We start from the raw sequence: 10,726 nt of genomic DNA on the forward strand, positions 1-10,726 counted from the left end.
GCCATCGTGTTAGGAGCTCTTATGGAGGTACGTCCGTTGGCAGGCACGACTGTGTGGCGCGGCGCCATGGGCGAGACGGTGATGGCCCTGCGCCGCGACCGGATGTTCCTGGTGGTCCTGCTCGGTGTGCTCGTCGTGGCCGCCCTGCTGCGGTTGTGGGACCTGAGCGTGCGGCCGGGTTTCGACTGGGACGAGCCCGTCTACGCCTCGATCGGCGCGAACCTGGCCGACCACGGCCTGCTCCAGGCGAAGATCGAGGCCGGCATGCCCGCCGAGCCCTACCTCTATCATCCGCCGTTCTACTTCCTGTTGCTCGCAGCGTGGTTCCGGTTGTGGGGCAGCGGCATCCCGCAGGCGCGCGCGCTGGCCGCCGTCGGCGCCATCGCGCTGGTGCTGCTCGTCGCGCTGTTCCTGCGCCGCGCCGCCGGCACCCTGCCCGCGCTGCTGGCCGCGAGCGTGCTCGCCCTGGACGGCTGGATGGTGTTCACCAACCGGGTCTCCTCGATCGAGAACACCATGCTGCCGCTCGGCGTCGCCACCCTGTGGCTGTACTGGACGGCCGACCGGCGCGGACGCACCGGCTGGTTCGTGGCGGCCGGGATCGCGCTGGCCGGGGTCGCGGTCTACAAACACGTCGGCGTGTACTTCCTCGGCGCGGCCCTGCTGCACTGGCTGCTGGTGCGCCGGCACCACCGCCAGCACCTGGCGATGGTCGGCGCGGCCGCGCTCACCGCGGCGGCCTACCTCGCCGGCGTGAGCCTGTGGTTCGGCGGGGCGTACTGGCGTGAGTCGACCGTGCAGTTCGACCGCAGCGTGAACCTCCAGCAGTCGCGGGGCGCGATCAACAGCGTCTCCGACGCGGTCGGGCCGCTGCTCGACCAGTACCGCGTGTTCTGGCTGACGCTGCTGCTGGCCGGAATCGCCACGGCACTGGTGCTGACGCGGGCCGTGCAGATGGTCCGCCGCCGCAGCCTCGCGCCGATCAGGGGGCGGGAGCTGCTGTTCGCGTGGGCGGCCGCCGCGATGTTGTTCTTCGCCGCGCTCCAGCTGCGGCTGCCGCAGTACTTCGTCATGTTCGTCGTGCCCACCTACTGTTACCTGGCCGCCGAGGTCGGCGCGGCGCTGGACCGCCGCGCGTCCACACCGCGCCCGGTGCCACGGCGGGCGGTGGCCGTCGGTCTCGCGCTCCTCGCCGCCTGGAGCCTGACCGTGTTCTGGCTGCGCATCGCCGACCGGGACGACAACGCCATGGGCCAGGCTGCCCAATGGGTCGACCAGCACGTGCCCGTTGGGGCAGAGATCATCACGGAGGAGTCCGTCGGTGCCGCGATCCGCCAGCCCTACTGCAAGATGTATCGAGCGGGACAGTGCACCGGGGCCGAGTATCTGATCACCTACGAGTCGCACACCCAGCACCTGCCCGACGACGCGTCGTTGGGCCGCATCATCGCGGCCGCCGACCGGATCGCGGAGTTCTCCGGTTTCAAGGAGCACATCACCGTCTACCGGATCGCCCGCTAGACCTGCGCGATCGGGCAACTCGGGTCGCCCCCATCGGTATTGACGATCGGCTTGCCGCGTAACAAGATTCGCTCACGCGCCGGAAGGGGGAGCCAGGCATGCCGCTCGATCCGCAGGTCGCCGCGCTGCGCGCGCGCCGGGAATCCGACGACACTCCCCCGCTGTACACGATGTCGCTGGAGCAGGCGCGCGCCGAGGACCTCGCGGCGATCCGCGCGGGCGGCGGCGATCCGGTGCCCGTCGCCGAGGTGACCGAGCGCGACATTGCAGGGCCGGGCGGGGATCTTCGCGTTCGCGTGTATCGGCCGGACCGCGCAGGGCCACTGCCCGCGCTCCTCTACTTCTTCGGCGGCGGTTGGACGCTCGGCACCATCGACACCTCCGACGGCATCTGCCGCAGGCTGACCAACTCCGTTGGCTGCGCGACGATCTCGGTCGGCTACCGACTCGCGCCGGAGCACAAGTTCCCCGCCGCCGTGCGGGACTGCCACGCCGCGACCGAGTGGGTCGCCGAGCACGCCGACGAGCTCGGCGTCGACGCGAGCCGCCTGGCGGTCGGCGGGGACAGCGCGGGCGGCAACCTCGCCGCCGCGGTGACCCTGCTCGCCAGGGACGTCGGCGGTCCGGCGTTGGCGCACCAGTTGTTGGTGTATCCCAACACCGACTACGGGTCCGACACCGCGTCGCTGCGGGAGAACACCGATCCCCTGTTGTTCAACCGGAACTCCGTGGACTGGTACTGGGGCCACTACCTGGCGACCCCGGAGGACGGCGGGAACCCGTTGGCCTCGCCGCTGCGCGCGCCGGACCTGAGCGGCCTGCCGCCGGCCACCGTGCTGACCGCCGAGTTCGACCCGTTGCGCGACGAGGGCGAGGCGTACGCCGAGCGGTTGCGCGCGGCCGGTGTGCCGGTCGAGCTGACCCGCTATGCCGGGATGGCACACGGCTTCTTCGCGATGTCCGGGGTGCTCGACGCGGCCGAGCGGGCCATGGCGCAGGCCGCCGACGGGCTCCGCCGCGCGTTCGCGTGACAGCAGGCATTCTCGACACCGTGTTTTCAGGGGGACGCCATGACCGAAACGACTCTGCCGCGCGGGCTCGCCCTCACGGATCTGCACGCCTCGCTCGCCGATCCGTTGCTGGAAGCCATGATGTTCCTCAACGAGGTGACCTCGCGGTTCCCCGAGGCGATCTCGTTCGCGCCCGGCCGTCCCTATGAGGGCCTGTTCGAGCCGGAGCGCATCACCGACTACCTCGCCGACTACACCGCCTATCTGGAGCGGGACCTTGGCTTCACCCCCGATCAGGTCCGCACCACGCTGTTCCAGTACGGCCGCACGAACGGGCAGATCCACGACCTGATCGCGAAGACGGTCGCCAACGACGACGGCATGCACGTGTCGGCGGACTCGGTCGTGGTCACAGTCGGCGCGCAGGAGGGCATGCTGCTGGCGCTGCGCGCGCTGTTCGCGCGCCCGACGGACGTGCTGCTGGTGACCTCCCCGTGTTACGTGGGCATCACCGGCGCGGCGCGCCTGCTGGACATCGAGACGGTGCCGGTGCCCGAGGGGGAGTCAGGGCTGGATCCCGAGGCGGTCGCCGAGGCGGCGGCGCGGGTCGCGGCGAGCGGCCGGCGGGCGCGCGCCCTCTACGTGGTGCCCGACTTCGCCAACCCGTCCGGGACGAGCATGGCGGTGCCGGCGCGGCGGCGGCTGCTCGAGGTCGCGGACGCGGCGGACCTACTGGTGATCGAGGACAATCCGTACGGCTTCTTCAGCAGGGACGAGCAGTTCCGTCCGACGCTGAAGTCGCTGGACACCGAGCGCAGGGTGATCTACCTCGGCTCGTTCGCGAAGACCTGCTTCCCCGGCGCGCGCCTCGGCTACGTGTTGGCCGACCAGGAGGTGGTGGCGCCGGACGGCGGGCGCACGCTGCTGGCCGACCAGCTGGCGAAGATCAAGAGCATGACGACGGTGAACACACCGTCGCTGAGCCAGGCGGTGATCGGCGGGATCCTGGTGCGCAGCGGCTGCCGGCTGCGCGACACCAACCAGGACACGATTCGCTTCTACCGCAACAACCTGAACCTGCTGCTCGACGAGCTGGACCGGCACTTCCCGATCACCAGGCGGGCGTCGCTCGGCATCGACTGGAACACGCCGGGCGGCGGGTTCTTCGTGGTGGTGACGGTGCCGTTCGTGGTCGACAACCGCGCGCTGGAGCGGTCGGCCCGCGACTACGGCGTGCTGTGGACGCCGATGAGCTCGTTCTACCTGGACGGCGGCGGCCAGCACCAGCTGCGGCTGTCGTGCAGCTACGTCGAGCCCGACCGGCTCCGCGACGGCCTCGCGCGGCTCGCGCAGTTCATCACCGACCAGACGGCGACCTTCGCCGGTCAGAAACCCTGACGCAGCACCACGGCCGACGAGTCGATGTCGGCCAGCGTCGGTCGGCCGGCCAGTGCCATGCAGTTGTCCAGCTCCTCGCGCAGCAGCCCGAGCACCGCGCCAGCCCCGGCGGCGCCGGAGTGCGCGAGACCCCACAGCACGGGCCGGCCGACGAGCACCGCGCACGCCCCGAGCGCGAGGGACTTGAAGACGTCGCCGCCGGTGCGCACGCCGCCGTCCACCAGCACCGGCAGCCGGCCGGCGACGGCGGCCACGACCTCGGGCAGCGCGTCCAGGCTCGGCACCGCGCCGTCGAGCTGGCGGCCGCCGTGGTTGGACACGACGACCGCGTCCACGCCGTGCTCGACGGCGAGCCGCGCGTCCTCGGCGGTGAGAATTCCCTTGAGCACCAAGGGAAGTGAGCTGCGTTCCCGCAGCCAGGCGAGATCGGACCAGGTGACGGTCTGGTCGAACTGCTCGCGCGAGTGCCGCTCGATCGCGGACGTGCCGTCGGCGGACTCGTGGCTGGCGGCCATCACGGGCTCCGCGATGTTGACGGCGCGCACGTCCTGCGGCAGCGCGAAGGCGTTGCGCAGGTCGCGGAGCCGGCGGCCCACTCTGGGCGCGTCGACGGTCAGCACCAGCGCGCCGTAGCCTGCCGCCTCGGCGCGGCGGATGAGGTCGACGAGAATCTCCCGCTGCCGCAACCAGTACAGCTGGAGCCACAGCGGGCCGGTCGCCGCGGCGGCGATGTCCTCGATGGTCTCGCTGGCGAAGATGCTCACCACGAACAGGCTGCCGGTGGCGCCGGCCGCGGCGGCGGTGGCGAGTTCCCCGTCCGGGTGGGCGAGCCGGTGGTAGGCCATCGGCGCGACGCCGAGCGGGCTGGCCAGCCGCGCGCCGAGCACGGTGGTGCCGAGGTCGCACCGGGACACGTCGGTCAGCACCCTGGTCCGCAGCCGCACGCGGTCGTAGGCGGCGCGGTTGGCCGCGAGCGTCCATTCCGCGCCGCTGCCGCCCTGCACGAATCCCCATACCTCCGCGCTCAGTGACGCCCGCGCGAACTCCGCGTAGTCCTCCACCCGAAATGGCTCCATGCCCCAGGACACCTCACCGATCTGGTCACGCAACGCATATCTTCGACAACACGAGGTTACCGTCAGCGCAAACCCTAGGACGGCGCGCGAGGATGCGGCAAGCGACTCGCGAAGAATTCCTGCCGGCGCACGTCAGCGCGTGCGCCGATTACAGGACGCGTTTTTATTCGACCGATGGTCAGCACAGCGTGACCAGGCCGAACCCTGCCACAGCGGATCCGTGGCAAGATCAATTATGCGCCCAACAAAGCGGCCCAAAGAGCGCAGAAACACTTCCCTGAAGTGCCTTGACCGCCGCCACAGCGTGTGAAATTCTCCGAGAACCAATCGGAAACCAAGGCCAGTACAACATTCGGACTAATGCAGCAAAACCGCTAATTTTCCAATTTACTGGGGTCCCATGAAGGACGCTGTTGATTCGCGTGTCATTGTCACGCCATTACCGGACGACTGGGTTGACGAGTTCCTGCTCAGCGGGCCGGACGAACAGGTGTGCCTCCGACTCGACGGCCCGGTCGACCGCGCCGCGCTGCGCGGCCTGGTCGACGAGCAGCGGGTCAGGCTGGCCGACGCCGGCCTGACCAAGGGCGGCACGGTCGCGCTGCGACTGCCGCCGTCGTTGACCTATGTCGCCACACTGCTGGCCGCCTGGCGGCTCGGCGCCCAGGTGAGCCTGCTCGACCACCGGCTCACCCAGCACGAGGTCGACCGGGCGCTGGACCGCGTCGCCGCGCAGTTCGTGGTGGAACCCGTTGAGGTGACGGGAAACCGCATGCGCGGCTACTCGGACGTCATCGCGACCGTGACCGCGCGGCCGACCGGGCGGCCCGCCGCGACACCGCACGCGCTCGTCCAGTTCAGCTCGGGATCGACCGGGGCGTCCAAGGTCATCGCCCGCACCGCGGCGGACCTGGTCGGCGAGCTGGACCGCTACGCGCGGCTGGCCGAGTTCCCGCACCGGGGCGACCGCGTCGTGCTGCTCGCGTCCGTGGTGCACGTGCTTGGCCTCGTCGGCGGACTGCTCAACGGCCTGCACGCCGGCGTGCAGCTGGTCTTCCCGCAACGCCTGACCGCCACCGGGATTCTCGCCGCGGTCGCCGAGGGCGACGCGCCGACGACCATCCTGGGCGTCCCCTTCCACGCCGAACTCCTTGCCACCGTCGAGGATCCGCCCGCGCTGCCGCAGCTGGTCAGGATGATCGTGGCCGGCGAGCTGGTGCGGCCGAGCGTGCCACCCGCGTTCACGGCCCGCTACGGCGTGCCGCTCGGCACGATGTACGGGATGACCGAACTCGGTGTCATCGCGACGGATCTGTCCGGCACGCACTGGCCGTCGGTCGCCCCGGCGCACGGCATGGACGTGCGCGTGGCGGCGGGCGAGCTGCGTATCCGCATGCCCGCCTCGCCCTACCTCGGCCTCAGCGACCCGACGCGCTTCGCCGACGGCTGGCTGCGCACCAAGGACGCCGCCGCGCACGACGAGGAGACCGGGCTGGTCACCATTCTCGGTCGGCTGGACTCGCAGATCTCCATCGGTGGCCTGAAGGTCGACCTCACCGAGGTGGAGCGGACCATCGCCGCGCTGCCCGAGGTCACCGAGGCCGTCGTCGTGCACGACGGCGAGATCGAGGCGTACCTCGCGCTGACCGACAAGTCCACAGTGGACACCGTCGAGGCGGCAATCGCCCGCGAGCTGGCCGCCTTCAAGCGGCCCCGCCGGATCCACGTGCTGGCCGCGTTGCCAAGGACCGCAACGGGAAAGATCGTCCGCGACTCGGCAGCACTGCGGGCCGCAGCACCACACCACCCATGATGTCCCGAGTCTCCAGGGGGTAGCCATGAAGGACGAGTTGCGCCGCTTCATCATCGAGGCGCTGCGGGAGATGAACTACGACGTCAGCGACGTCTCCGACACCACGGAGCTGGGGCCGGCCGGCCTCGACCTCGAGTCGTTGGCGCTGGCCGATCTCGCGGTCCAGCTGGAGGACCAGTACGGCATCAAGTTCGGCGACGACGACATGGAGTCGTTGGCGCTGCTGACGCTGGCGGAGTTCACGACCGTGCTGGCCGACCACGTCGCGGCGCGCAACGGTGCGGCGGCCGTCGCGGACAACCACGCATGACAGCACAACCGTTGCCACGACGGGAGGACGTGCTCGCGATCCTCGCCGGCTACGGCGACCGCGACGCGCGGGACGTCGGCGAGCAGCTCGACTCGCTCGAACTGACCTGGCTGGTCGCGCAGTTCGAGCGGCGCTACGCCGTCGAGCTGGACTTCAGCGACGAGACGTTCGCGAAGATGCTGACGGTGGACGGCGCGGTCGAAATGCTGCGCGCCGCGATCGGCACGACCGAGGGCGCACATGGTTGACCGGGCACGGGTGGTGCTCTCCGGGTTCGCGGTGCGCAGCGCCCACGGGTCCGGCCAGGACGCGCTGCTGGCCGGCGCGTTCGGCGGCACCCCGGCGTTCGCGCCGGTCACCCGGTTCGACACGGCTCGTCGCCGCACGGACACCGCGGCGACGATGCCGGGCGCGCCGAGGCTGGCCGACGAGCTGGTCGGCGCGGTCGTCGACGCCTGCGCCGACGCGTCGCTCGGTCGCGAGCACCGCGCCGGCACTCCCCTGTTGTTGGCCGCGCACGCCGACCACGACAACACCGCGACGGCGCTGGAGGTCGCGGCCCGCACCGGCCTGCCCGACCCGCCGCGCACCTACACGGCCGCGTGCGTCGCGGCCACCAGCGCGGTCGCCGACGCGGCGGCCATGATCGCCGGCGGACGCGTCGACCGGGCCGTCGTCGCGGCAGGTTTCCTCGTGGACGGCGACACGTTCGCGGTGTTCGACGCCGGCAGAGCGCTCGCCGCCGACGGCCACGTCCGGCCGTTCAGCGCGGGCCGCCAAGGCATGCTGCTCGGCGACGCCGTGGCCGCCGTGGTGCTGGAGTCCGCAGACTCGGCCAGGGCACGGCGCGTTTCGGCCAAGGCGGCGCTGCTCGGCTGGGGGCGCACCGGCGACGCGTACCACGTGTGCAAGCCCCGGCCCGACGGCGAGGGACTGGCGCGCGCCGTGCACACCGCGCTACGCCGCGCGGACGTGCCGGCCGCCGAGGTCGGCTACGTCAACGCGAACGGCACCGGCACCCCGCAGAGCGACAGCGCCGAGGCCGCCGCGCTGCGCCAGGTGTTCGGCGCCGACCTCGACCGGATTCCGGTCAGCTCAACCAAGTCCGTGCACGGCCACGCGCTGGAGGCGTCCGGCCTGCTCGAGCTCATCGTCACGGTGCTGGCGCTGCGCACCGGCCGGCTGCCGGTCAACGCGGGCTTCCTCGCCGCCGACGAAGACTGCCGGCTGAACCTCGTCCTCGACGGCGACCGGCGGCTGCGCCGGGACCGGGCGCTCACGGTGAACGCCGCGTTCGGCGGCGCGAACACCGCGCTCCTGGTCGGTGCGCCGTGAACGCCCCGACCAGGGATCTCGCCGTCCTGGCAAGGGCCGAGTGGCCGACCGCGCCGGACGAGGCGCTGCCGACCGTCGCCGGTTTCGTCACGTCGAACTTCAGCCCGCTGGTCGCCGAGGTGGCCGAGCGCTGCCTGCGCGCCCACTACGGCGAGACACCCGCGCGGGCCGGCGAGCGCGTCGGCGTCGTGCTGGCCAGCGTGCGCGGCGACGTGACGACCGCCAGCACGCTGGCCGAGGCGGTCCGGTCCGGCAGCCGCGTGCCGCCGCTGTTGTTCTTCCAGTCCAACCCCAACGCCGTGGTCGGCCACGTCACCGCGCGCTGGGGACTCGGCGGGCCGGTGGTGTGCACGAGCCCGACCGGCGACGCACTCGCCGACGGTCTCGCCGTCGCCGCCCTGCTGATCGAGGAGGGCGACGCCACGCAGGTCCTCGTCGTCGCCGCCGAGCTGGCGGACGAGGACACACACGACCGCGCGGAGGCCGTGCTCGTCGGGCCGCCGCCCGAGGAGTCCTTGGCAGGAAAGGAGTTCCGATGACCCCCAAGACAGTCCGGGCGCGCCTTGCCGCCGATCCGGCGCTCGGCGCGGGCAACGTGCTGACCACGGTGGTCGCCAACGGCTTCGGCCTCGACGACCCGTCGCTGACCTTCGACACCGACGTCGACGGCTTCCCCGCCTGGCAGCCGCTGCGGGTGCGGGACGTGGACCGGCTGGTGCGGTCGCGCGCGGCCAGCCTGCACGGCCTCGGCATCGGCCGGCGCGACCCGGTCGCGGTGATCGCGACCTCGGCCGCCGACACCGTGCTCGCGTTCCTTGCCCTGGCTCGGCTCGGCGCGATTCCCGCGCTGATCAACCCGAGGCTCGCGCCCGAGACCGCCGCCCTCTACGTCAGGCGGCTGCGCGCGGTCGCCGTGCTCACCGACGACGCGGGCCGCGCCCGGTTGGCCAGCCACGACACCGACGCGCCGCTGCTGGCCCGCCTGGCGGACCTGGGTTCCGCCGATCCGGCCGACGCGCCCGAGGCGTACCGGCACCACGCGGACGACCCGGTGGCGATCACGCACTCCTCCGGCACGACGGGCGTGCCCAAGGCCGTCGTGCACTCGCACTCGAGCCTCTACGCGGCGATCAACCACCGGCTGCGGATGCCCAAGGCGCAGGGCACCGAACGCATCCTCAGCGCGCTGCCGGCCCCGCACGTCGCGACGCTGATCGCGGTGAATCTCGCGCTGTCCAGCCAGACCGAGCTGCTGGCGCTGTCCGAGCAGACCGGCTCGACGGCGCTGGACACCATCGAACGCTGGCGGCCGACCGGCGTGCTCGGCTTCGCGGCCACCTGGTCTGACCTGGCCAGAGCGGACCTGACCGGCCGGGATCTCGACTCGGTCGCCCTGTGGTGGAACACCGGCGACTGCGCGCACGAGGCGCACATCCGTCGACTCGTCGCGGTCGGCAGCCGCCTTGTCGCGACCTCCGCCGGTCGGGTTCGCCAGCCGGGCTCCATGTTCATCGACGGCCTCGGCTCGAGCGAGATGGGCCACTCGCACTTCTTCATCACGCACACCACCGAAACCAACCGTTACGGCCGCTGCATCGGCCGCGCGCACGCATTCGCCGACCCCAGGGTCCTCGGCCCCGACGGCGAGGAGCTGCCCGACGGCCAGGTCGGCGAGCTCGGCACGAAGTCGGCGACGCTGTCGCTCGGCTACTGGAACGACTCGGTGACCACCTACCGCACCAGGGATCGCGGCTACTTCCGCACCGGCGACCTCGTGTACCGGGACCAGGAGGGCTACTTCTACCACCTGGACCGGCTGGTCGACTCGGTCGACCTCGGCGACGGCGCGACGCTGTACACCGCCATGTCCGAGGAGCGGATCCTCGTGGCGTGCCCCGATGTCGCGGACTGCACGGTGGTCGCGGTGCGGCGCGACGACGTCGTCGCCACCGACGTCCTGCTGCAACTCGCGCCCGGCGCCGACCCGGCCGCCGATCGCACCGACCGGGTGCGCGCCGCGCTGGACGACAGGGTCGCCGCCACGCTGCGCAAGGTCGTGGTGGTCGAGGACCGGGAGATCCCGTTGGGGCCAACAGGAAAGGTCCGCAAGTTCCAGCTCCGCGAGCGCTACCTGGCCGCTCAGGGCGCGTCATGAGGAGCGCGGTGCAGCGAGGGCGGCCATGAGCAAGCGCAGCGAGCGAATCATCCAACACAGTGCGCTCCGTGCCTCATCGGCGCCCGCAGCGAAGCGAGGACGTCGATG

10 protein-coding genes are annotated in these 10,726 nt (G+C 71.8%); 9 read left to right on the top strand and 1 reads right to left on the bottom strand.

What is annotated here, in order from left to right; translation table 11 throughout:
- Positions 1 to 36 precede the first annotated feature (36 nt).
- From F0L68_RS25295 to F0L68_RS25305, 3 genes are all read left to right on the top strand, one after another.
- The gene (locus F0L68_RS25295; RefSeq protein WP_188316823.1) at positions 37 to 1,521 is read left to right on the top strand and encodes an ArnT family glycosyltransferase; all 1,485 of its coding nucleotides are present in this window, start codon (positions 37 to 39) and stop codon (positions 1,519 to 1,521) included.
- Positions 1,522 to 1,619: 98 nt separating this feature from the next.
- Positions 1,620 to 2,552 (top strand): LipP1 family hormone-sensitive lipase, encoded by a 933-nt coding sequence (gene lipP1 / locus F0L68_RS25300; RefSeq protein ID WP_149852295.1) that lies wholly within the window; start codon positions 1,620 to 1,622, stop codon positions 2,550 to 2,552.
- A gap of 39 nt (positions 2,553 to 2,591) precedes the next feature.
- Positions 2,592 to 3,929 carry an aminotransferase-like domain-containing protein gene (locus F0L68_RS25305; RefSeq protein WP_149852296.1) on the top strand — a complete coding sequence of 446 codons (1,338 nt, stop codon included), beginning with the start codon at positions 2,592 to 2,594 and terminating at the stop codon, positions 3,927 to 3,929.
- Here the strand turns inward: F0L68_RS25305 and F0L68_RS25310 are convergent.
- Entirely contained in the window at positions 3,917 to 5,005 is a 1,089-nt protein-coding gene (locus tag F0L68_RS25310; RefSeq protein ID WP_149852297.1) for an alpha-hydroxy acid oxidase, read from the bottom strand. The genes F0L68_RS25305 and F0L68_RS25310 overlap by 13 nt on opposite strands.
- Before the next feature lie 400 nt (positions 5,006 to 5,405).
- On the opposite strand from F0L68_RS25310, the gene F0L68_RS25315 reads away from it, so the two are divergent.
- Genes F0L68_RS25315 through F0L68_RS25340 form a run of 6 tightly spaced genes read left to right on the top strand, consistent with a single transcriptional unit; the run spans position 5,406 to position 10,618 of the window.
- Entirely contained in the window at positions 5,406 to 6,818 is a 1,413-nt protein-coding gene (locus tag F0L68_RS25315; RefSeq protein ID WP_149852298.1) for a class I adenylate-forming enzyme family protein, read from the top strand.
- Between the two features lie 25 nt (positions 6,819 to 6,843).
- On the top strand, positions 6,844 to 7,128 hold the full coding sequence (locus F0L68_RS25320; RefSeq protein WP_149852299.1) for an acyl carrier protein: 285 nt from the start codon (positions 6,844 to 6,846) through the stop codon (positions 7,126 to 7,128).
- Positions 7,125 to 7,376, top strand: a complete 252-nt coding sequence (locus tag F0L68_RS25325; protein ID WP_149852300.1) for a hypothetical protein — start codon at positions 7,125 to 7,127, stop codon at positions 7,374 to 7,376. The genes F0L68_RS25320 and F0L68_RS25325 overlap by 4 nt, the downstream gene beginning before the upstream one ends.
- Entirely contained in the window at positions 7,369 to 8,463 is a 1,095-nt protein-coding gene (locus F0L68_RS25330) for a beta-ketoacyl synthase N-terminal-like domain-containing protein (protein ID WP_149852301.1), read from the top strand. Before F0L68_RS25325 ends, F0L68_RS25330 begins: the two co-directional genes overlap by 8 nt.
- Positions 8,460 to 9,002 (top strand): beta-ketoacyl synthase chain length factor, encoded by a 543-nt coding sequence (locus F0L68_RS25335; RefSeq protein WP_149852302.1) that lies wholly within the window; start codon positions 8,460 to 8,462, stop codon positions 9,000 to 9,002. The genes F0L68_RS25330 and F0L68_RS25335 overlap by 4 nt, the downstream gene beginning before the upstream one ends.
- Positions 8,999 to 10,618, top strand: coding sequence for a class I adenylate-forming enzyme family protein (locus F0L68_RS25340; protein WP_149852303.1), 1,620 nt, complete (start codon positions 8,999 to 9,001; stop codon positions 10,616 to 10,618). Before F0L68_RS25335 ends, F0L68_RS25340 begins: the two co-directional genes overlap by 4 nt.
- Positions 10,619 to 10,726 lie beyond the last annotated feature (108 nt).

The sequence above is a fragment of the Solihabitans fulvus genome, assembly GCF_008386585.1.
Lineage (GTDB): Bacteria > Actinomycetota > Actinomycetes > Mycobacteriales > Pseudonocardiaceae > Solihabitans > Solihabitans fulvus.

Excerpts from the sequence above, each read along its gene's own strand:
- lipP1 (WP_149852295.1), top strand. The coding sequence starts at position 1,620 with ATGCCGCTCGATCCGCAGGTCGCCGCGCTGCGCGCGCGCCGGGAATCC.
- F0L68_RS25305 (WP_149852296.1), top strand. The coding sequence starts at position 2,592 with ATGACCGAAACGACTCTGCCGCGCGGGCTCGCCCTCACGGATCTGCAC.
- F0L68_RS25310 (WP_149852297.1), bottom strand. The coding sequence starts at position 5,005 with ATGGAGCCATTTCGGGTGGAGGACTACGCGGAGTTCGCGCGGGCGTCA.
- F0L68_RS25315 (WP_149852298.1), top strand. The coding sequence starts at position 5,406 with ATGAAGGACGCTGTTGATTCGCGTGTCATTGTCACGCCATTACCGGAC.
- F0L68_RS25320 (WP_149852299.1), top strand. The coding sequence starts at position 6,844 with ATGAAGGACGAGTTGCGCCGCTTCATCATCGAGGCGCTGCGGGAGATG.
- F0L68_RS25325 (WP_149852300.1), top strand. The coding sequence starts at position 7,125 with ATGACAGCACAACCGTTGCCACGACGGGAGGACGTGCTCGCGATCCTC.
- F0L68_RS25330 (WP_149852301.1), top strand. The coding sequence starts at position 7,369 with ATGGTTGACCGGGCACGGGTGGTGCTCTCCGGGTTCGCGGTGCGCAGC.
- F0L68_RS25340 (WP_149852303.1), top strand. The coding sequence starts at position 8,999 with ATGACCCCCAAGACAGTCCGGGCGCGCCTTGCCGCCGATCCGGCGCTC.